General features: G+C 68.0%; 19 protein-coding genes and 1 pseudogene. 7 read left to right on the forward strand and 13 right to left on the reverse strand.

The window, feature by feature from the left end:
- Positions 1–121 precede the first annotated feature (121 nt).
- The 7 genes and pseudogenes from IT882_RS08655 to IT882_RS08685 form a co-directional block, all read right to left on the reverse strand.
- The gene (locus tag IT882_RS08655) at positions 122–1,084 is read right to left on the reverse strand and encodes a sugar kinase (RefSeq protein WP_195691555.1); all 963 of its coding nucleotides are present in this window, start codon (positions 1,082–1,084) and stop codon (positions 122–124) included.
- Positions 1,081–1,740 (reverse strand): bifunctional 4-hydroxy-2-oxoglutarate aldolase/2-dehydro-3-deoxy-phosphogluconate aldolase, encoded by a 660-nt coding sequence (locus IT882_RS08660; protein WP_195691556.1) that lies wholly within the window; start codon positions 1,738–1,740, stop codon positions 1,081–1,083. The genes IT882_RS08655 and IT882_RS08660 overlap by 4 nt, the downstream gene beginning before the upstream one ends.
- A gap of 29 nt (positions 1,741–1,769) precedes the next feature.
- Positions 1,770–2,498: an SDR family oxidoreductase gene (locus tag IT882_RS08665; RefSeq protein WP_195691557.1), complete on the reverse strand. Its 729-nt coding sequence runs from the start codon at positions 2,496–2,498 to the stop codon at positions 1,770–1,772.
- Positions 2,498–3,199: pseudogene (locus tag IT882_RS08670) on the reverse strand (sugar phosphate isomerase/epimerase family protein); the annotation flags it as partial. The pseudogene IT882_RS08670 and the gene IT882_RS08665, both read right to left, overlap by 1 nt.
- Positions 3,084–4,070 carry a ThuA domain-containing protein gene (locus IT882_RS08675; protein ID WP_418887742.1) on the reverse strand — a complete coding sequence of 329 codons (987 nt, stop codon included), beginning with the start codon at positions 4,068–4,070 and terminating at the stop codon, positions 3,084–3,086. The pseudogene IT882_RS08670 and the gene IT882_RS08675, both read right to left, overlap by 116 nt.
- A gap of 33 nt (positions 4,071–4,103) precedes the next feature.
- Complete coding sequence (locus tag IT882_RS08680; protein WP_195691559.1) at positions 4,104–4,856, reverse strand: SDR family NAD(P)-dependent oxidoreductase; 753 nt, start codon at positions 4,854–4,856, stop codon at positions 4,104–4,106.
- A 10-nt stretch (positions 4,857–4,866) separates the two neighbouring features.
- Complete coding sequence (locus tag IT882_RS08685) at positions 4,867–5,877, reverse strand: hydroxyacid dehydrogenase (protein ID WP_195691560.1); 1,011 nt, start codon at positions 5,875–5,877, stop codon at positions 4,867–4,869.
- A 200-nt stretch (positions 5,878–6,077) separates the two neighbouring features.
- On the opposite strand from IT882_RS08685, the gene IT882_RS08690 reads away from it, so the two are divergent.
- From IT882_RS08690 to IT882_RS08715, 6 genes are all read left to right on the forward strand, one after another.
- A complete protein-coding gene (locus IT882_RS08690) occupies positions 6,078–7,232 on the forward strand; it encodes a mandelate racemase/muconate lactonizing enzyme family protein (protein ID WP_195691561.1) in 1,155 nt (384 codons plus the stop codon).
- 88 nt (positions 7,233–7,320) lie between these two features.
- On the forward strand, positions 7,321–8,598 hold the full coding sequence (locus tag IT882_RS08695; protein ID WP_195691562.1) for an ABC transporter substrate-binding protein: 1,278 nt from the start codon (positions 7,321–7,323) through the stop codon (positions 8,596–8,598).
- 69 nt (positions 8,599–8,667) lie between these two features.
- Positions 8,668–9,591 carry a carbohydrate ABC transporter permease gene (locus IT882_RS08700; protein ID WP_195691563.1) on the forward strand — a complete coding sequence of 308 codons (924 nt, stop codon included), beginning with the start codon at positions 8,668–8,670 and terminating at the stop codon, positions 9,589–9,591.
- The gene (locus tag IT882_RS08705) at positions 9,584–10,453 is read left to right on the forward strand and encodes a carbohydrate ABC transporter permease (protein WP_195691564.1); all 870 of its coding nucleotides are present in this window, start codon (positions 9,584–9,586) and stop codon (positions 10,451–10,453) included. Before IT882_RS08700 ends, IT882_RS08705 begins: the two co-directional genes overlap by 8 nt.
- Complete coding sequence (locus tag IT882_RS08710) at positions 10,450–11,301, forward strand: FadR/GntR family transcriptional regulator (RefSeq protein ID WP_195691565.1); 852 nt, start codon at positions 10,450–10,452, stop codon at positions 11,299–11,301. The genes IT882_RS08705 and IT882_RS08710 overlap by 4 nt, the downstream gene beginning before the upstream one ends.
- Positions 11,302–11,567: 266 nt before the next feature.
- On the forward strand, positions 11,568–12,767 hold the full coding sequence (locus tag IT882_RS08715) for an IS110 family transposase (protein WP_143003683.1): 1,200 nt from the start codon (positions 11,568–11,570) through the stop codon (positions 12,765–12,767).
- Positions 12,768–13,157: 390 nt separating this feature from the next.
- On the opposite strand, the gene IT882_RS08720 is transcribed toward IT882_RS08715, so the two are convergent.
- Complete coding sequence (locus IT882_RS08720) at positions 13,158–13,553, reverse strand: heavy metal-responsive transcriptional regulator (RefSeq protein WP_071044126.1); 396 nt, start codon at positions 13,551–13,553, stop codon at positions 13,158–13,160.
- A 54-nt stretch (positions 13,554–13,607) separates the two neighbouring features.
- Here IT882_RS08720 and IT882_RS08725 point away from each other — a divergent pair, with 54 nt between their 5' ends.
- Complete coding sequence (locus tag IT882_RS08725) at positions 13,608–13,922, forward strand: thioredoxin family protein (RefSeq protein WP_195691566.1); 315 nt, start codon at positions 13,608–13,610, stop codon at positions 13,920–13,922.
- Positions 13,923–13,936: 14 nt separating this feature from the next.
- On the opposite strand, the gene IT882_RS08730 is transcribed toward IT882_RS08725, so the two are convergent.
- The 5 genes from IT882_RS08730 to IT882_RS08750 form a co-directional block, all read right to left on the reverse strand.
- A protein-coding gene (locus tag IT882_RS08730) for an IS5 family transposase (RefSeq protein WP_418887790.1) occupies positions 13,937–14,792 on the reverse strand; the annotation gives its coding sequence in 2 pieces (ribosomal slippage) (positions 13,937–14,473 and positions 14,475–14,792; 855 coding nt in all).
- A 16-nt stretch (positions 14,793–14,808) separates the two neighbouring features.
- Entirely contained in the window at positions 14,809–15,522 is a 714-nt protein-coding gene (locus tag IT882_RS08735; RefSeq protein ID WP_195691567.1) for a hypothetical protein, read from the reverse strand.
- A 363-nt stretch (positions 15,523–15,885) separates the two neighbouring features.
- Complete coding sequence (locus IT882_RS08740; RefSeq protein WP_195691568.1) at positions 15,886–16,425, reverse strand: gamma carbonic anhydrase family protein; 540 nt, start codon at positions 16,423–16,425, stop codon at positions 15,886–15,888.
- Positions 16,426–16,458: 33 nt separating this feature from the next.
- A complete protein-coding gene (locus IT882_RS08745; protein ID WP_195691569.1) occupies positions 16,459–17,952 on the reverse strand; it encodes an amidohydrolase in 1,494 nt (497 codons plus the stop codon).
- On the reverse strand, positions 17,949–18,578 hold the full coding sequence (locus IT882_RS08750; protein ID WP_195691570.1) for an FMN-binding negative transcriptional regulator: 630 nt from the start codon (positions 18,576–18,578) through the stop codon (positions 17,949–17,951). Before IT882_RS08750 ends, IT882_RS08745 begins: the two co-directional genes overlap by 4 nt.
- Positions 18,579–18,600 lie beyond the last annotated feature (22 nt).

Below are 18,600 nucleotides of genomic sequence, written 5' to 3' on the forward strand. Positions count from 1 at the left end.
ACGCGGGCGTCGTCGTCGAAGTAGCGGGCCCGTTCCCGCTGCCCCCGGCGCAATCCACGTCGCACGCGATGGCGCGCAGCTATCGGCGGATTCGAATCGTGGGCGAATGCGGGGCGCGTCGTCAGCGGGTGACCGGATCGCTGGCGTCGAGCAACTCGAGCTCGGCGCGCCCGGGCATCCCCTCCCAATCGCCGGGCACCAGACATGCGAACGCACCGCTGCGCACCGCGGTGTGCAGCCGCGTTTCGAACGTCCGCCCCTCCAGTAGCTCGGCGAGGTAGCCTGCGACGAAGGCGTCGCCGGCTCCGACCGTGTCGAGCGGCTGGATGCTGAGGGCTGGCGTCGCTAGCCAGCGGCCGTCGGCGAGGAGCGCGGCACCGTCGGATCCCCTCTTGATGACGGCTTCGCGCGCGCCCCACGCTGCGAATCGCTCGGCCTGGCGGCGGGCGTCGTTCTCACCCGTCAGCAGCTCCCCCTCCGCGTCACTTGCGAAGACGATGTCGGCCGCTTCGGCGATGGTCCTGAGCGCACGTGCTGCATCCGACGACGACGGCCACAGCGCCCGGCGGTGGTTCACATCGAACGACACGGTGGCGCCCCCCGAGCGCGCCAGCGCGATCGCCTCCTCCACAGTCGCCCGCGCGGTCTTCGACAGCGCCGGGGTGATACCTGTTACGTGCAGGACGCGTGCCTTCGCGATCGCGTCCCGCGGCAGGTCCTCGGGTCTCAATGCGGCGCCGGCACTGTGCGCGCGGTGGTACCAGACGTGTTGCGTCTCCGACGAGCGCCGCTCTTTGAGCATCAAACCCGTGGGCGCGCCGTGGTCACGCACCGCGTGCACGCGCACGCCCTCCGCGGCGAGCTCTCGCAGGACCAGATCGCCCACGCCGTCCGCGCCGACCCGTCCCACCCAGCCCGTGTGCCCGCCGAGCCGGGCCACGCCGATCGCGACATTGCTCTCGGCTCCCCCGATCCCGAGGTGGAACTGTCGGGAGTGGGAGAGCGGACCAATCGACTCGGCCCGGAAGAGGCCCATGGTCTCGCCGACGGACACGAGGTCGAGCCGATCCTCCCGTTCGCTCATCCTCGCCCTCGACCATCGCGAAGGGTGGCGACGAATGCCCGCGCCCGCCCGCGAAGAGCATCCGGATTGCCGCCTCGCAGCGAATCGCCGAGAAGAGGCCCGCCGACGCTCACCGCACGTGCGCCGGCGGTGATCCAGGCGACGGCCTCGTCGAGGCCCACGCCGCCGCTGGGTACGACCTCCACGTCGGGCATGGGTCCGCGCAGTTGCCCGAGGTACTCGCTGCCGACCAGGCTCGCGGGAAACACCTTGACGGCGGAAGCGCCTGCGCTCCACACGCGGTGGATCTCGGTGGGGCTTAATGCGCCCGGGAACACGGGCACACCCCGCTCCACGCACAGGCGCACGACGTCCACGTCCGCCACGGGCGTGACGACGAAGGACGCGCCGGCATCCAGCGCCCGCATCGCCTGATCCGGGTCGACGATGCTGCCCACCCCGATGTCCGCGTCGTCACCGTGGGCATCGATGAAGGCGGGGAGCGCGTCGAGCACGCCGGGTGTCGTCAGCGTCATCTCGACGCAGCCGATACCCTCCTCGACGAGCGTCCGGACGGCGGCGACGCACTCCGCTGGCGCCTCCGCCCTCAGCACCGCGATGAGCGGGGTCTCCTGGAGGAGCCGAGGGAGTGGTCGCGGCCACCGGTCCTCATGCATGGCCGCGCCTCCGCAGGTCCGAGGACATGTCAGATCCTGCTCGGGTACAACTCGACCTCCGGCACGTAGGCGCGTGGCGGGAGCGCGAGCAGCGCCAGGCAGACATCGGCGACGTCGTCGGGATGCAGAGCGTGGGCCATGACCTCCGCGGGCACGGGGACGGGTCGTTTGGCGACCAGCGGAGTGTCGGTCAAGCCGGGAAAGAGCACGCTGACCCGGATGCCGCGTTCCCGCTCCTCCTGCATCGTCGCGTGCGCGAGGCCGACCACGCCGGACTTGGCTGCCTGGTAGGCGGCTCCGGACTGGTCGGGCTTCTTCGCCGCCGAGGACGTGATGTGCAGCAGGAGGCCGTCGCCCTGCGCCCGGAAGAGCGGGAGGGCCGCCTGGGTCAGCGAGAATGCGGCATCCAGGTTCGCCGCCAGCACGTCGCGCCATCCCGCCTCGGAGAGGACCTCCAGCGCGCGATCGGTGATGTTCCCGCCGACGGCGTTCACGACGGCATCGATGCGGCCGAACTCCTGCACTCCCGCCTCGACCGCCGCCCGCATCTGACCGGGATCGGCAGCGGCGGCCACGTGCGTGCGCACCCGTCCTCCCTCAGCCGTGACGGCGTCGGCGAGGTCGGCGAGGGCATCGCCATTGCGCGCGACGGCGACCACGGCCGCTCCTCGGAGCGCCGCGGCGCGCGCGACCGCGCTGCCCATCCCTCCGGTCGCGCCGGCGACCAGGACCACCTTGCCAGCGACTGGATCACCCATCAGCGACCCTCCTCGATGATGCGGCGGACGAATCCGAGGTCGGTCCTCGTCTGATCGACCACCTGGCCGAAGGGGAGGTCGTAATGCCCGTGGAAGGAGAGCACTCCGCCGTACCCGCGCTCACGGAGATGCCGCAGGATGTCGTCCCAGGCGACAGCGCCGTCCGCGACCCCGAGCCAGTCCGATCCCCAGACGCGCTGTCCGGACTCGCGCAGGCCGCCGGCCGACCAGCCCCCGTTCTTGACACCGACGCACCGCAGGCGCTCGCCGAGGAGATCGAACGTGAGCCGCCAGTCTTCGCGACCGTCCTGGACGCTCTGGTTGCCCGGATCGATGTAGGTCCCGACGACGCCCGGATCGGTGTCGGCCGTGAGCGCAGCCGCGAGCGCGCCGGAGGAATGGATGGTGCCGCCGTGCAGCTGCACGAGTAGGGTGATGCCGCGCCTCGACGCCACCTCGGCCAGCGCCGCCAGCTCTCGACGGGCGCGCTCCAGAACCGCGGCGTAGCGCTCGGTGGCGTCGTAGTACCAGTAGCCCACGCGGACGGTCGGGATGCCGGCCTCCGCGCACGCTCCGAGGACGCGATCAACGGGGTAGCGATCGACGTCGGTCATGTCGGTCGTGGCGGTCAGGACGGGGGTCGGCGACTGCGCGAACCGCCGTAGGGAGGACTCGATCGACGCGGCGTCCGCCGGCGTCGCGGGGAAGCCCTCGCGGATGAGCAGGTCGATGCCGTCGAATCCGAGCTCGGCGGCGGTATCGGCAACCACCTCCGACGAACGATCGGCGAAGAGCTTGGTGAACAGGGCCGTCTTCACGACGCGTTCCTCGCGAGCTCTTCCTCGATCCAGCCCTCCGGGCTGTTGCGGCTGAGGTAGGGCTGGTCACGAACGCCCGCTCGGGGGCAGCCCACTGCACCGCATTGGCGATGACGCGCTGGATGTGCGGATTGTGGTACACGGGATAGCTCTGGTCGCCGGGGCTGAAGTAGAACACGCGCCCGAACCCCCGGCGGTAGCACAGGCCGCTGCGCAGCACCTCACCGCCGGAGAAGGTGCTAAGGAACACCAGTTCGTCGGGATCGGGGATGTCGAAGAACTCCCCGAACATCTCCTGCTGCTCCACGGCGAAGACCTCGGGAAGGCCCTGAGCGATGGGGTGGTCGGGCTTGATGGTCCAGACGAGCTCTCGGTCGTGGCCATGTCGCCATCGCACGCAGCAGCTCGTTCCGAGCAGGCGCCGCAGGATCTTCGACTTCGTCGCGGAGTGCAGGGCGATGAAGCCCATGCCCCGCATCACCCGCTCGTACACGCGGCTCACGACGTCGTCGGTCACGTCTTCCTGCGCGATGTGCGACCACCAGATGAGCACGTCGGTGCTCTCCAGCACCTCCTCGCCGAGTCCGTGAGACGGCTGCTGCAGCGTCGCGAGACGTATCTCGACATCGTCGCCGAGCAGCGCGGACACAGCGGCTCCGATCGCCCCGTGGATGCCCTCCGGGTAGATCGACAAGATCTCCGGTTCGGTGCTCTCGTGGACGTTCTCGTTCCAGACGGTGACTCGAATGGTCACGGTTCTCCTCTCTCGCTCGCGATCGAGCGGCTGTCAGTTGAAGTACGTGCCGCCGTTGAGGTCCAGCACGACGCCCGTGGTGAAGGACGCATTGGGCGAGACCAGGTACTCGACGGCCGCCGCGATGTCGTCGGGCGATCCTGCCCGACCGACGGGTGTGGCCTCGACGGCGGCGACCTGCGCCTCCGGCGGAGTGAACTGCTCGTGGAAGGGAGTGTCGAGGATGAAGCCCGGAGCGACGGCGTTGACGGTGACGCCTTGTGGCGCGAGTTCCTTCGCGAGTGCGCGGGTGAGTCCCAGCATCCCCGCCTTGCCCGCCGCGTAGGCGAAGGCACCGGCTCCGCCGCCGTTGTGCGCCGCCAGGGACGAGACCGACACGATGCGTGCGCCTTCGCCCAGGAGCGGGACGCAGGCGCGCGTGAAATAGAACGCGCTCGACAGGTTGAGGTCGATCACATGGTGCCAGTGGGCATCGCTCGCCTCGGCGACGCCCTGTCGGACGACCAGGCCGCCGGCGTTGTTCACCAAGATGTCGAGGCGTCCGAACTCGGCCCGCACGGCCGCCACGGCTTCGCCGACCGCCGCGCTGTCACGAGCGTCCACCCGGTACGCGGCGGCGCGCACGCCGTGCGCCTGCACGGCGTCCAGGACCGCGCCCGGATCATGTCCGTAGTGCGTCACCGCGACGTCCGCGCCCGCGGCGGCGAGCCGCCGGGCGATCGCGGCCCCGATACCCACCGCGGCGCCGGTGACGAGAGCGACCCGGCCTTGCAGTTGCTGACTCATCGTCATCTCCTCAGGCGATCACGGCGACACGGTCGGGCGGCATCTCGAAGGACAGCGGCTCGTCTGCCGCCCAGCGGATGATCTCGTCGACCATCGCATCGCCGTTCTGGAGGTGAGCCTCGACGGTGAAACCCGCGCGATGGGGCGAGATGATGACGTTCTCCAGGCTCCGCCAGCGGTCGTCGAGGGGCAGCGGCTCCTCGGCGAAGACGTCGAGGGCCGCCGAGATCCGGCCGCTGGACACCTCGGCGTACAGGGCGTCATCGTCCACCAGCCCGCCCCGCGCACTGTTCACGAACAGCGCGCCGTCCTTAATGAGGGCGAACTGCTCGGCGCCCATCATCCCCTCCGTGGCCGCGAGCAGAGGCGCGTGCAGCGTGACGATGTCGGCCTGCGGCAGCATCTCGTGCAGCTCGACGGGCTCGGCGCCCAATTCGCGGATCACCTCCGGCGAGACGGTCGGGTCCACGACCAGCACCCGCGCGCCGAAGGCCCGCAGGAGCCGGATGACGGCCTGCCCGCTGCGGCTCGCGCCGACGACGCCGGCGGTGCGCGAGGCGATCAGGCCGGCGGGATAGCGGCCGTCGAAATCATCGAACGCTGCACCTCCCTTGAGCTCTCGATCCAGCGCCGGCAGGTGGCGCAAGCCGCTGAGGATCTGCATGAGGGTGAACTCGGAGACGGACGGAGCGAAGAACTGCGTCGCCTGGCTCACGCGCAGGCGCGGCCCGATCTCCTCCAGCGGCAGGAGTCCCCGCACGGTGCCGGCGGTGTGCGCGATGAAGCGCAGGTTCTCATGCCGGGCGAGCAGGTCGGAGCTGATCGGCAGCGTGAACCATCCCGTCACGGCCGCGTCCGCTCCCTCGAGGAGGGCATCGAGATCCCACGTCGCCGGATCGGCCGGGGCCCACGACACCTCGGCGTGCTCCTCCAACCGCTGAGCCGCGCTTTCCCGCAGCACCATGCGCCGCGCTCGCTCCGACAAGAGGACCGCGACTCGCGGTCTCAGGTTCTGTGACACGTCTGCTCCTTCGCATTCGCGACCCCCGAGGGGCCGGTGCGTCGAGCATAGGCATTCGCCACCGGCACCCGCAATACTGGTCTTACCAGTTTGATTAGCGTCTTTTCACTACTTGTCGAAATCTCGCTTGACAGATGGCCATACGGCGAAGGACGATGCCTACTGGCCATACCAGCCATGAGATTGACGAGGGAGTCACCGTGAGAATTGTCGAGGTGGAGACGCTGCGCCCAGCGTTCCAGCCCAACCTCTGCGTCGTCCGCCTGCGCACCGACGATGGTCTCGAGGCCCTCGGGGAGGCGTACTACTCCGCCGAAGCGGTAGAGGTCTACATCCATGCCTCGCTCGTGCCGCTTCTGCTCGGCTCCGCGGATCTGTCCCCGGAGAAGTTCGCCGCGGTAGCCCACCCGTACGTCGGCTACCAGGGCGGCGGCGTCGAGACGCGGGCCATCGGTGCGATCGACATCGCCCTGTGGGATCTCATGGGCAAGCGCGCGTCCCTCCCCGTCGCCGAGCTGCTCGGCGGGCCGGTGCGCGACGGCGTGCGGGTGTACAACACCTGCGCCGGCCCGGGGTACGTCAGCACCACCTCGCGGCAGCACTCCAGCAACTGGGGCCTGGAGACCGCCGGCGTCTACGAAGACCTCCACGCGTTCCTGCACCGACCGGCCGAGCTCACCGCCGAACTGCGCGACGAAGGCATCACCGGGATGAAAGTCTGGCCGTTCGACCGCTTCGCGGAGGAGTCGCGCGGTAACGAGATCAGCGGCTCGCAGTTGCGCGAGGGGCTCCGCGTCATCGAGCAGATCCGCACGGTCGCCGACGCGTCGGAGATGGCGCTGATGGTCGAATTGCACGGGCTGTGGAATCGGCCGACAGCGACCCGCATCATCCGGGCGCTGTCCGATTACGACCCGTATTGGGTGGAGGACCCGATTCGAGCCGACGGCATCGACGCGCTCGCTCGCCTCCGCGAAGACGTCAGCGTTCCCCTCGCGATCGGCGAGACCGCCGTCGGCATCCGCGGGTTCCTACCCTTGCTGCAATCCGGCGCCGCCAGCTTCGCGACCGTCGACGCGCAATGGACGGGCGGACTCTCGCAGGCACGCCGGGTGGCGGCCCTTGCCGATGCCTTCCTGACGCCGATCGCACCGCACGACTGCACCGGCCCCGTGACCTTCGCCGCGGTGTGCCATCTCACGATAAGCCAGCCGAACGCGGTCATCCAGGAGTCGGTGCGCGCCTTCCTCCGCACCTGGTACCCCGAGGTCGTCGAGGGCCTGCCCACCATCGCCGACGGGATGCTCACCATCAGCAGCGCCCCAGGCCTCGGCATCTCCCTCTCCCCCGGCTGAACGCCCCCGACGTCTCGCGTCGAGTGAGCGCGCTGTGAAGCCGACGCAGCACCTTCCTAGCAACACCGTGGTTGAGAAAGGAAAAGAAATGACAGGAAAAAGAATCGCGCGGGTCGCACCCCTCGTGGTGGTCGCGGTGGCAGGCGCAGCTCTCGCCGGCTGCTCCGGGCAGCAGAGTGGCGGCGACGACGACGAGGTGGGTGGGGAACTGAGCATCCCGAGCCACCTCTGGGAGTCGGGGCCCGACGCCGAGTACATGACGCTGCTCGAGGACCTCACCCTTGAGGAGTACCCCGGCCTCACGATCGACAAGCCGATCGTGCCGTTCGCCGACTACCACCAGCAGGTATACACGCAGATGGCCTCGGGACAAGCCCCCGACGTGGTCGTGCCCTATGACCCGCAGATGAACCAGTGGGTGCAGCAAGACCTCCTGGAGCCGCTGAACCCCTGGCTCGAGGAGGCGGGCGTCGACGTGGAGGCCATGATCGACGCCGAGCAGGTCGCCGTCGTCGACGGACAGGTGTACGGACTCCTCGGATTCACGAACCCCCGCATGTTCGTGTACAACCAGCGGCTCCTCGAGGACGCCGGCGTCGAGCCGCCGACCACGCCCGACGAATGGCGCTCCGTCATCGAGGCGGTGTCCGACCCCGCGAACGGCGTGTTCGGCGCGGCAATGGTCACTGGCGGCGCGAGCCCCGTCGACATCTATCAGTACCTCATGCCTATCGTCGCCGGCTTCGGCGGCGCATTCGTGACCGACGGGGAGCCGACCGCGACCGATGATGAGGTGGTCGAAGCGCTCGAGTTCGTGAAGGGGCTGTACGACGACGGCCTCCTGCCGGTCGGTCAGAGCAGCGCCGACGTGGTCGACGCCTTCCAGGCCGGCAAGATCGCAACGGTCGTGACCGGGCCCTTCCTGGTGCCGGCGTCGCAGGACGCGAACCCCGCTGCGGCGGCCGACTTCACCCTGTCGGAGGCGCCGTTCGAGAACCCGACGGTCTCGGTGAACGTGTTCTTCGCCATGCCCAAGGATGCGAAGAATAAGGATGCGGCGGCCGCGTTCATCATGAACGTGGTGAACCAGGACCTGCTCGACTTCACGATCGAGGCCAAGCGCGTGCCGCCCGGGGTGCCGATCGAGGTCCCGCAGGCGCTGCTGACCGAGGCGCCGTACCTCGAGTCCGTCGTGGCGGCGGCCGAGACGGCGGTGTCGTACTCACCCGGGGGCGTCGGCGACGAGGCCACGTCGGTCATGAACGTCATCGGCGACGCCTTCCAGGCGATGCTGGTCAATGGCACCAGTGCGCAGGACACGGCCGCGGCCATCCAGAGCGAACTCGAAGCGCTCCTGGCCGGTTGACCGAGCGGGGTGGGCGGGCACGTCCGCCCACCCCGTGCTGACCCACACCCGAAGGCGAGAAGTGGAGCAATGACAACAGTCGACACGTCGCGGGCCCGCGGCCACGAGCCGCCGAAGCGCCGCAGAGCGCGGGAGGCGTTCTCGCCGTATGCCTTCCTCGCGCCGACCGTCGCCGTCCTGGCGATCGGGTTCCTCGTACCGGCGGTGGAAGTGGTGCGACGCAGCTTCTTCGAGGGGAGCATCGTCGAGGACGGGGACTTCGTTGGTCTTCAGACCTACAGCGAGCTGCTGACGAGCGGATCGTTCTGGCGCACCGTCACCATCACACTCGTCTTCGCACTGGGAACGGTGCTCGGCGGCTTGGCCGTGGGGCTCTCCGTCGCACTGCTGCTGAATCGCACCTTCCGCGGCCGCGCGGTCGTGCGGATGCTGCTCATCGTCCCCTGGGCTCTGCCCATCGTGCCCGCCGTGCTCGTGTGGCGCTGGGCGCTGGACGCGCAGTTCGGGATCGTGAATCAGCTGCTGCGGCTGGTCGGCCTCACCGCGGAGAACATCGCGTGGCTGAACGACCCCGCGTGGGCGCTCACGGTGGTCATCGTCATCCAGGTCTGGCGCACGTTCCCGTTCGCGGCGATCTTCTTGCTCGCGGGGCTGCAAAACATCCCGCGCGAACGCTACGAGGCCGCGGCGTTGGACGGTGCGGGCTGGTGGCAGCAGCTGCGCCACATCACCCTGCCCGGCCTGCGCACCGTCACCGCGGTCCTCGCGCTGCTGATGACGGTGTGGGCGCTCGGTGCCGATATCACCGTCATCTTCCTGGCGACACGAGGCGGTCCGGCCGGGGCCACCACCGTGCTGTCGCTTGATGCGTACATGCAGGCGTTCGAGCGCTACGACTTCGGGCAGGCGGCGGCGCTCGGCACGATCGTGCTCCTGCTCTCCACGATCCCGGCCTGGCTGTATCTCCGCTCGAGGAAGGTCAAGGATGTCTGAGTCCCTCGCAACCCGGCCGCGCAAGAGCCGCGCGCGCCGGCTCCGTGCCCTGCGGGGCGGGGTGGTGACCTGGCTCTTGGTGGCCGTCTTCCTCCTGTTCGCCCTCGGTCCGGTGTACTGGATGCTGGTGCAGGCGCTGCAGCCGCCGGGGTTCCGCTACGCCTTCCCGCCGGAACTGTTCCCGTCACAGCCCACACTGGAGTCGTTCGGGAGCGTCTGGGAGACCCGGCCGATCCTCACGTGGCTGCGAAACACCCTGATCGTCTCGGTGTGCAGCGCTCTGCTCACCGTCGTCTTCGCGGCCTGGGGCGCGTACGCGATGTCGCGGTGGACCCGTCGCGGGGTCGGGATCGCCGCCTACTTCGCCCTCGCGACGCAGATGATGCCCGCGATCGTGCTAATGATCCCGATCTTCACGACGTTCGTGAACGTGGGGTTGGTCGGCGACCTGAAGGGTCTGGTCATCGCGAACTTCATCTTCTCCCTGCCGGTGGCGACCTGGATGCTGAAGTCGATCTTCGACACCGTGCCGGAATCGCTGGACGAGGCCGCGCGAGTTGACGGCTGCACACGCTTGGGCGTTCTGTTCCGAATCGTCCTGCCCGTCGCCGCACCGGGGGTCGTCGCCACCGCGGTCTTCGCCTTCATCTCCGCGTGGAACGAGTATCTGTTCGCGCGGCTCATCATCACCGCCTCCGGGGACTGGGTGGCGAGTATGGGGATCGCGAGCTTCTTCGGTGAGTTCTCCACACCGTGGCCCGAGGTCATGGCCGCAGCGATTATCCTCGCGCTGCCGCCGGTGATACTTTTCCTGGCATTCCAGCGCTACTTCGTGGCCGGGTTGGGAGGCGCGACGAAGTGAGCATCCCCACAGGTGATGGTATCGCGAGCTACCTGCGCGACAGCATCGTGACCGGACGACTCGCCGCCGGCGCCAAGCTGCCGTCCGAGCGCAGCCTCTCTGAGGACTTCGGCGTGTCGCGCCCGGTCGTGCGCGAAGTGTTGCGGGGGCTATCGGAGCAGGGGCTCGTGGAGATCCAGCCCGCACGAGGGACGTTCGTGAAGGCGCCGGAGACCGTCGACGGGGCGCGCAGCCTCGACGTGCTCTACCGACGCAAAGATGCGACGGTTCGCGAACTGATGGAAGTGCGCCTCATGCTCGAGACGCAGTCCGCGCGGCTCGCAGCACTGCACGCGACTTCCTCCGAAGTGCGGGCGATGCGATGGTGCCTCGACGAGTTCGCCAAAGCCGGGCATGTTCTGGAGGAGGCTCAGCTCGACCTCGCCTTCCATGCGCTGGTCATAAAGGCGAGCCACAACACCGTCTTCGACATCATCTACGGATCGATCAGCCCGCTCGTGTTCGAACTCATGCTGCGAAGCCTCTCCGACCACCACGTCAAATCCGCAGGGGCGCCCTTGCATGAGCAGCTTTGGACCGCGATCCGTGACCACGACCCCGACGCAGCGGCCGCCATCATGGCCGACCACCTCACGATGGCCGAGTTCCTCTACGGCAGCGATTACGACCGCAGTATTGACGCCCTCGCCAGCCGCGAATTGGAGAAGTATCTCGGGCCCGCGACCACGATTGACTCGATCCTGGCGGAGGTCGGGCGCCGTCACACGGAGTTCATGAGGTTCCAGATTCGCCGAGTCGAGCAGACTGCCGACGCCTCGGCCGAACCTGTCGTCCCTCCCTCTACGTGAGGCCCGTCGGGCGCACCCCCCCCCGTTACTTTCTTCGTAGCCGTTCGGTGAGCATGCTGGGCGGTGGCAGCCTGCCGGGCTCGGCATGATTGGTCCCCCCTGTCGTACGCATGATCCGGGGGGTGTTGTCACCGAGCCTGGTTGGCGGTGGGTGATCGCTGATAGGGGCCAGGCCCGAGCACGCTCGAGGTCGTTCGTAACGTGGATGCCGAGACGCACCGTCGCAGCTGTCAACCCGGGCGAACGGAGGAGCTGTGGTCACCCAGATCGAGAACTACGACCAGGTCGACGTGTTCGTCGGCCTCGACGTCGGCAAGGGCGAGCACCACGCGGTCGCTCTGGACCGGGCCGGGAAGAAGCTATACGACCGACCCCTGCCCAACGACGAACGCCGACTCAGAGCGGTGCTCGCCGACCTGCAGGGGCACGGCGTGGTGCTTTTGATCGTCGATCAGCCGGCAACGATCGGCGCGTTGCCGGTCGCGGTCGCGCAAGCCGCAGGCGCGCTGGTTGGATATCTGCCGGGACTGGCGATGCGACGCATCGCAGACCTTCACCCAGGCGAAGCGAAGACCGACGCGAGGGACGCGGCGATCATCGCGGAGACCGCGCGGACGATGCCGCACACCCTGCGGTCGATCCAGGTCACCGACGAGCAGGTCGCGGAACTATCGATGCTCTGCGGCTTCGACGACGACCTCGCCGCCCAGATCACCCAAGTCGGCAACCGCGTCCGTGGGCTGCTCACCCAGATCCATCCCGCACTGGAACGCGCCATCGGGCCACGGCTCGATCACCCCGCGATCCTCGACCTCCTGCAGCGATACCCCTCACCGGCCGCGATGCGCGCCGCCGGCGAGAAACGGGTCGCTACGCGAATGCTGAAACACGCACCGCGCAAAGGTCGCGACTGGGCGCACGAGATCATTGCCGCACTCGGCGAGCAGACGGTCGTGGTCACCGGCACGAACGCGGCAGCCATGGTGGTCCCGCGACTGGCCGCGCAGCTCGCGACGTTGCGGAAGCAACGTGACGATGTCGCGGCGGAGGTCGAGAAGATGGTTGATGCGCACCCTTTTCAGCCCGTGCTGACGAGCATGCCCGGAGTCGGCGTCAGGACCGCAGCCAGAGTCCTCACCGAAGTCGCCGGCAAACACTTCCCCACCGCCGGACACCTCGCCGCCTACGCCGGCTTGGCACCCGTTACTCGAAGATCGGGGTCCTCGATCCGGGGTGAGTACTCATCGCGCCGCGGGAACAAGATCCTCAAGAACGCGATGTTTCTCTCCGCCTTTGCCGCGCTACGCGACCCCGAATCCCGCGCCTACTACGACCGCAAGATCAGCCAGGGCAAACGCCACAACCAAGCGCTGCTCGCTCTCGCCCGCCGACGATGCGACGTCCTCTACGCGATGCTCCGGGACGGGAGCCTCTACCAGCCGTCTCCGACGAGACTGGTCGCCTGAGGCACATCAACTGCAGACGCACCGCTGGGCCGCCGCCTACAGTGAGATGCAATGGTTGTCACGACAATCCGGCTTAGCGGTGGGCTACTTGTCCGCTCGCGGGACGGGATCGTGTCTAAGTCGGAGCGCGACGTATAGACCGCAGCGCCGACAGATGAGGGCCCCCGAGTCCCCCAGTGCGTGAAGTTTCGAACGCTGATAGCTTCGGCCGCAGCATGAGCACCATGGTGCGACCGCTGGCTTCGAATCGATATCGGCATTCTGCACAAGCCAGATGCTACCGGCGAGCATGCTTCGCGACTCTATGGGCTGCTCGCTCCGGGAAGACGCCAGCTGAGGCGGCGCCAGGTCTATGGCCTCGACGTGGAGAGCGTCGTATGGCGCAGGCAGTTACTGCGGGATCAGGTTGCAGACGCTGCCTGCGGAGCATTCCGCCGGGTCAAGCATCCGGCTTGCCGCAATCATGCCGACAAGTTCCGCTTCGAGTCGGGCAAGCTCTTCCTGCCGCGCACGGACCTCGGAGAGCTTCTCGGCCAGCAGGAATTCCACATGTGAGCAGGGAGCTTGTCCAGCCTCTCGCAGCTCGAGAACTCCTGCGATATCGGTCAGCTTGAGGCCGGCGGCCTGCGCAGCACGGATGAACCCTATTCGTGCGACCGTACGGTCTTCGTACGACCGGTATCCGTTGCTCTCTCGGTGGGGGGCCGGCAGCAGACCTTCGCGTTCGTAAAACCGGATGGTCTGTGTGCTGACGCCGGACATTTCGGCGAGGTCTCCGATGCGCATGTCTCCATCACACCACTTGACCTTGCATCTGACTACAACGTTTAGGGTCGGTGCATGGAAATCACGGTGCAGTACTTCGACGGCTGTCCGAACTGGGAGACCGCCGCGGAACGCGTGGCAATGATCGCCGCGGAGCGTTCTGAGCTCACGGTGAAACGTCAGCGCGTAGCCACGCAGGCGGACGCGGAAGCGCTGGACTTCCGTGGCTCCCCCACGCTTCTCCTCGAAGGGGCGGCCTTGTTCCCGGCACCAGATGCGCCGCCGGGCTTGTCCTGCCGGGTCTACCTGACCCCGAACGGTCTTGCCGGATCCCCGACGCTGGAACAGTTGCGCGACGCGATCGCCCACGCGGAAGCAGCTGCGGAATGAGCGACACGTTCGACCTAGGCCGTGTTGATCAAGTCTGATTTGATCCAGATCAGCGTGGCGGCGAGGCTGACGGCGGCGCGGTAGGTGCGGACGAGCTTGTCGGAGCGCATCGCGATGCCACGCCACTGCTTGAGCCTGTTGAAGCAGCGTTCGACGACGTTGCGGCCCTTGTATCGCTCCTGCTGCTGGTCGCCGAAGTCGATCGGCCGGCCCGGCTTCTTGCGGCGGTGCGCGATCTGATCGTCACGCTCCGGGATGGTCGCGGCGATACCGCGGTCGCGCAGCCATGCCCGGTTCGCCTTCGATGGGTAGCCCTTATCGGCGAGTACCCGGTCGGGGCGGGTGCGGGGCCGGCCCTTCCCGTCGCGGGGCACGCGGATGTCCTCGAGCACGGCGGTCATCATCGTGGTGTCGTTGATGTTCCCGCCGGTGATCATCATCCCCAGCGGCCGGCCGCGACCGTCGCAGACCAGGTGCAGCTTGGTCGTGAGCCCGCCCCGGGAGCGGCCGATCCCGTGATCAGGCGGCTCGAACCACGGATTCTTGTGATTCGGCAGAGCCCCCTGTGTCCCGGGCGAGGGTCGCGCCGTGCTGATGCACACGCGCGATCGTGGAGTCGATCGAGACGACCCAGTCGATCTTCCCGGCAGCGTCAGCCTGCTTCTGCACCTCGGCGAGCAGTCGCTCCCAGGTGCCGTCCTCGGCCCACCGGTTGAACCGCTTGTAGATCGAGTTCCACTTCCCGAACCGATCCGGCACGTCCCGCCACGGCGCCCCGGTCCGGTACTTCCACGCCATCCCCTCAACAGTGAGTCGGTGATCTGTCCACGGCCGCGACCTCCCGGTCGCCGTCGGCATCAACGGCTCCATCACGGCCCACACCTCGTCAGAGATCTCCTGTCGCGTCACCGTTCAAGACTTGCCCACCGAGGAACGAAACCTCTTGATCAACACGGCCTAGCGCGACCTGGGCCCACCCGACTGCCGCCTGACCGACGCCTTGGGCGGTACCCGATGCGATGTCACCAAGAACGCCGCGAATCGTCGCGATGCTCCGCCGCCGGCGAGCCGTGTCCTCGCCGTTGTCGATTGATTGGATCGCTGCGCTGGCTTCCTCTGACAGGATGTCTCGATCGGCGGGGCTGATCTCGAGATCGCGAAGTTCCTCAAGGAGCTTCGCGAGCACGGCTCGCTCATCACTCGGCCAATCGCCTCGCTGCTGAGTCACATCGCGGTTGTTCCACGCGATCTGATTGTGGCTCCCCGATACGTTCACGACAAGGCGCTCGGCTGGCGCGTGTGCGGTCGACGGTTCTCCCCACTTCACACTGATGTGACCCATATCACGGAAGGCAGGGGCATGCTCACCAACGTCATTGACGTGGACCTCGCGTACGTAAAGCCGACGAGTCCCACCGCGCGGGTCCGGTAGTTCGACCCAGTCACCCTCGTAGATCGGCGTATCAACGTTGAACTGACCCGACTTGGACTGAATGATGCCACGCGAGGGTGCACGCACCTCTTCGGGCGAACCTTCGTTGTGAACGATGATCACGTCGTGCTGCGGGAAGCTCCTCCCCGTCGACTCTAGGAATCCCATGCGCAAGAGTGTGTCAGAGTCGCTGGCCGCCTGGAAGAGACCGAACAAGTAGTCGCACCGCGGGACTCGGTTCACGCGCGCGCGATGTCACGAGTTGGCACCGCGATGTCACAAACGCCAGTCGAACCCAGCGGACACCAGTAGAAACAACGCCCGGAAAGACGGGCTGGTCGTGACTCCAGTGGACGCCAGTGGACAGCCGGTTCAGTCTTCCAAACTGGTTGTGCGGGGGCGATTCCCGTCGCCCCCTCCAATGGCCCGATGTGCCGCTACCGGCGGTGCAGCGGGGCTTTCGCGTGGGTGCCGTAGGAACCGACCCGCCAGCGGGTGGTCCCGCTGCGACCGAGGCTCTGCGCCGCGCCGCTACTCCCCTGCCGGGCTGGCCGCACGGTGCGCGGCGGTGTGCTCGCGGTAGGCGTCGGCGTTGCGCAGGATGCCGAGCTTCTCGTCCTCGGTGAGTTCCCGACGCACCTTCGCGGGGACGCCGGCGACCATCGATCCGGGCGGCACGATCGTTCCGCCGAGGACGAGGGCTCCCCCGGCCACGAGCGATCCGGCGCCGATGACCGCCCCCGACAGAATGACCGATCCCATCCCGATCAGGCATCCGTCCTCGACGGTGCACCCGTGGACGACGGCGTTGTGTCCCACCGAAACGTTCTCGCCGATCACGACCGGGCTGCCGGCATCCACGTGCACCGACACGTTGTCTTGCAGATTCGAGCCTGCTCCGACCGTGATCGAATCGCCGTCACCGCGCAGCACGGCGTTGTACCAGACGCTGGAATCCGGTCCGAGCCGGACATCCCCGATCACGCGGGCACCCGCTGCGAGGAAGGCGGTCTGGTCGATGTCGGGGCTCGAGCCTCCGACCGAAAGAACGGATGCATCGTCGGAGATCATGCCTCGACAGTAGGACAGCGGCACGCTGCCGGGCTAGGCGAGATGGGTCACGCGTCCGCCGAGCAGGGTCGCGCGAACGGTCATGGCGCGAAGGCCGACCTCGGATGCCGTCATCGGATTCTCGGCGCACAGCACGAGGTCTGCGACAGCTCCCGGCTCGATGCGTGCGGGAGCCGCGGATCCGCCGTGCGTCGACGCTGCCAGCGCCGTGGACGCGTCGATGGCCTGCTCGACCTGCCACGGCGAGCGCCCGTCGCGGGTGCGATAAATCGCGGACGCCATTGCTGCCCACGGGTCAAGTGGAGCCACCGGCGCGTCGGATCCGAACAGCAGATTCGCGCCCGCGCCCACCAGATCGCGGAAGGGATAGGGCCGCGCGATCTGCGCGGACCAGATCGTGTCGGAGAGATCGCGGTCATCGAGCGCATGCTCGGGCTGCACACTCGCGCCAACGCCGAGCCGGGCGAACCGCGGGATGTCGACTGCCGCGACCAGCTGCGCGTGCTCGATGGTTCCGGTCGCCCCCGTGGCAGCGAAGGCATCGAGCGCGTGGGTGTTCGCGAGATCGCCGATGGCGTGGATCGCGCAGGAGATGCCGTGGGCCGTGGCATCCGTCATGAGGGCGACCAGCTCCGTGGGCGGGATGGTCAGGACGCCGTGGTTATGCGGGTCTCCCGGGTACGGATGTGAGCACGCGGCGGTTCGGGTTCCCAGCGAGCCGTCGGTGATGACCTTGAGCGGTCCGACCGTGACGAGCTCGCTCAACCGGTCGCCGCTGCGCCACCCCGTCTCGATGAGTCGCCCGAGCTGGGACGCATAGGTTCCGAACTCCACGCGCAGGCTGTCGATGCCGGCCGCGAGACGCCGGGACCACGCCTCCGCATTCCACGCCATATCGAGATCGACGATGCCGACGACCCCGCGCGAGGCGGCATGCCGGGCGAGGTCGGCGACCGCCGCGTCAGCGATGTCGGGCGTTGCAGCGGCCAGGCGACGAGAGATCTCGAAGGCAGGCTCTTCCCGGAGCATCCCCGACCCATCAGGAGGTGTGATCTCTTCCCGCGCGAAGGCGGCGGAGTTCAGCCACACGCTGTGCAGGTCCGCGTTGATCAGATACGTCGGAACGTCCCCGGTCGTCGCATCGAGCATGTCCAGTGACGGCTCGTCCGGCCAGAACGCATCCCGAAAGCCGGCACCGACACGGATGCCCCGGCCGAGCAGTGGAGCCGTCGACATGAGCTGGGCGGCGTGGCGCGCTGATTCGGCAGCGCCAAGGGGTTGGCGCTGCCGGGTGAGCGCAGCGGACATGGTGTGCACGTGGTGGTCCCACAGGCCCGGAATCAGCCACGCACCGTCGGCCGCCAACACCTCGCCGGTCGGGCGAACCGCCCCCGTGGGGGCCAGATCGAGGATGCGGCCGCGTTCGATGAACACGTCGTATGCACCGTCGACCGGCAGGAGCTCGCTACCCGGCCCCGTGATCTGCGCGCCGACGATCGTCGACACGGTGGCACCGACGGCACTCATGCGCGCGCGTCGTTCGCCCGGCGCATTTCTGCGGCCAGCGTCGGGTTGTGGTGCGGACCCTCATCCTCGAGTTCCCGGATGATGTGATCGACGAGCTCGGTCGGACGGTTCTGGCTGAGCTTGCGTTTCGCGGTCACCGACGTCGGTGTCAGGCGAAAGCCGGCGGTGCCGCGCTCGAGGCGGTCGACGAACTCCGGGTCGTTGGGTCGCTCCCACAGCATCCGAGGCTCGGGCATCGGGGATTCGAATCGCGCGACCAAGCGATCCAGTACGCGGAGGTTCTCCTCCGACGGCAGCAGCTCCGGGACGCCTCGAAGATGGACGGCCACGAAATTCCACGTCGGGACGCTCGGCCGATCTCCGTACCAGCCGGGCGAAACGTAGCCGTGCGGACCCTGAAAGACGATGAGCAGCTCACGATCGCCGAGGCCATGGATCAGGTCGTCGGGTTTGCCGACATGTCCGACAACGGTGAGGTCGTCGCGGGTGTCATCCAGCAGCACAGCGTAGTGCGAGGCGACGAGTCCGTCGTCGGTCGAACTGACCAGGGTCGCCCACGGGTTCTGCTCGATGATCCGACGCACCTCGCCGACATCGGTCATGGCGAAGCTCGGATTCTGGCGCATGCATTCAGCCTACGGCGGCAGG

Origin of the sequence: Microbacterium schleiferi (assembly GCF_015565955.1) — a bacterium.
GTDB classification, from domain to species: Bacteria; Actinomycetota; Actinomycetes; order Actinomycetales; family Microbacteriaceae; genus Microbacterium; species Microbacterium schleiferi_A.

Bases quoted from the DNA above. Each gene is read 5' to 3' on its own strand.
- IT882_RS08740 (WP_195691568.1), bottom strand. From the start codon at position 16,425: ATGATCTCCGACGATGCATCCGTTCTTTCGGTCGGAGGCTCGAGCCCC.
- IT882_RS08725 (WP_195691566.1), top strand. From the start codon at position 13,608: ATGGAAATCACGGTGCAGTACTTCGACGGCTGTCCGAACTGGGAGACC.
- IT882_RS08680 (WP_195691559.1), bottom strand. From the start codon at position 4,856: ATGAGTCAGCAACTGCAAGGCCGGGTCGCTCTCGTCACCGGCGCCGCG.
- IT882_RS08705 (WP_195691564.1), top strand. From the start codon at position 9,584: ATGTCTGAGTCCCTCGCAACCCGGCCGCGCAAGAGCCGCGCGCGCCGG.
- IT882_RS08745 (WP_195691569.1), bottom strand. From the start codon at position 17,952: ATGAGTGCCGTCGGTGCCACCGTGTCGACGATCGTCGGCGCGCAGATC.
- IT882_RS08695 (WP_195691562.1), top strand. From the start codon at position 7,321: ATGACAGGAAAAAGAATCGCGCGGGTCGCACCCCTCGTGGTGGTCGCG.
- IT882_RS08720 (WP_071044126.1), bottom strand. From the start codon at position 13,553: ATGCGCATCGGAGACCTCGCCGAAATGTCCGGCGTCAGCACACAGACC.
- IT882_RS08735 (WP_195691567.1), bottom strand. From the start codon at position 15,522: ATGGGATTCCTAGAGTCGACGGGGAGGAGCTTCCCGCAGCACGACGTG.
- IT882_RS08700 (WP_195691563.1), top strand. From the start codon at position 8,668: ATGACAACAGTCGACACGTCGCGGGCCCGCGGCCACGAGCCGCCGAAG.
- IT882_RS08655 (WP_195691555.1), bottom strand. From the start codon at position 1,084: ATGAGCGAACGGGAGGATCGGCTCGACCTCGTGTCCGTCGGCGAGACC.
- IT882_RS08665 (WP_195691557.1), bottom strand. From the start codon at position 2,498: ATGGGTGATCCAGTCGCTGGCAAGGTGGTCCTGGTCGCCGGCGCGACC.
- IT882_RS08660 (WP_195691556.1), bottom strand. From the start codon at position 1,740: ATGCATGAGGACCGGTGGCCGCGACCACTCCCTCGGCTCCTCCAGGAG.
- IT882_RS08750 (WP_195691570.1), bottom strand. From the start codon at position 18,578: ATGCGCCAGAATCCGAGCTTCGCCATGACCGATGTCGGCGAGGTGCGT.